The sequence below is a fragment of the uncultured Agitococcus sp. genome, from assembly GCF_937920075.1.
GTDB lineage: Bacteria > Pseudomonadota > Gammaproteobacteria > Pseudomonadales > Moraxellaceae > Agitococcus.
Genome location: NZ_CALETI010000039.1, coordinates 1 through 1007, shown reverse-complemented (window position 1 = coordinate 1007; position 1007 = coordinate 1). Strand labels below are relative to the sequence as shown.

Genomic DNA, 1007 nt, shown 5'->3' with positions numbered 1-1007 from the left:
AAACCATTGTGGCTGTTAGAAGCTCAGAGACATATCGGCGTTAAAGAGATTAAAGGCGCGAAACACAATAGTTTTATTTTAGTGTGGTTGAAGTCTCTTAGTGCGTGGTGGAGTAGTGACGAAGTGCCGTGGTGTGGTGTTTTCGCAGCGCATTGCATGAAGAAAGCAGAATGTAAATTACCGCGATACTGGATGAGAGCGAAAGATTGGCTTAACTGGGGTCAAAAGATTATGCAGCCGTGTGTTGGTTGCATCGTCGTTTTTGAGCGTGAAGGCGGTGGTCATGTCGGTTTTGTTGTTGGCCAAGATGCTAATAAAAATCTAATGGTTTTGGGTGGCAATCAAGGTGATGCGGTCAAAGTATCGCCTTTTGATGTGTCTCGTGTTGCTGGGTATCGCTGGCCAAAAGAATATCCAATCCCTTTAAGTTTTGAATTGCCAATTTTAAATAGTGACGGCAAGTTATCTAAAAACGAGGCGTAAGCTATGAAAACATCAAGATTCAAAGAGGCTTCGACATGGGCAAGTTTGTCTGCTGCATTGGCTGCATTGTCTAGTGTGCCAGTGTTTGCACCTTACTCCGTACCTGCGGCTGCAATATGCGCGGCTATCGGTGTGTTTTTGCGCGAAGGCGAAGAATAAGGGGCTTAGAATTGAGTGAGCAACACGAGGCGCGTTTGCAAAATCTCGAAAACGGTCACAATATGTTAGTGCGTGATTACACGCGATTAAATGACGCGATTGTTAAAATTAGCGAGTCACTAACACAGCTAGTCGTTATTCAAGAGCGAAACAAAGAGATAATGTCATGCATCGAGCATCAACAGTCTAGCATTGATAAATTAGACGGCAGATTAGACGCGCTAGAAGTACAGCAACCACAGCTTTTAGAATTGCGCTCATGGGTGCTAGGTGCCTTTGGTACAATTATCGGCTCTGTTTTGGTTGCTATGTTGGCGTTGGTTATTAAATAGTTTTGCCCGATTAGTTAGCTGTTGGGCTTTTTT

The 1007-nt window shown here is 44.0% G+C and carries 3 protein-coding genes; all 3 read left to right on the top strand.

The annotated features are described in order from the left end of the window. Positions 1-483: TIGR02594 family protein (locus Q0212_RS01215; protein WP_297920990.1), on the top strand; the 483-nt coding region annotated here is incomplete at its 5' end. 3 nt (positions 484-486) lie between these two features. After that, a complete protein-coding gene (locus tag Q0212_RS01210; RefSeq protein WP_297920986.1) occupies positions 487-642 on the top strand; it encodes a hypothetical protein in 156 nt (51 codons plus the stop codon). Positions 643-653: 11 nt separating this feature from the next. Continuing rightward, entirely contained in the window at positions 654-974 is a 321-nt protein-coding gene (locus Q0212_RS01205; protein WP_297920983.1) for a hypothetical protein, read from the top strand. The last annotated feature ends 33 nt before the right edge of the window (positions 975-1007 follow it).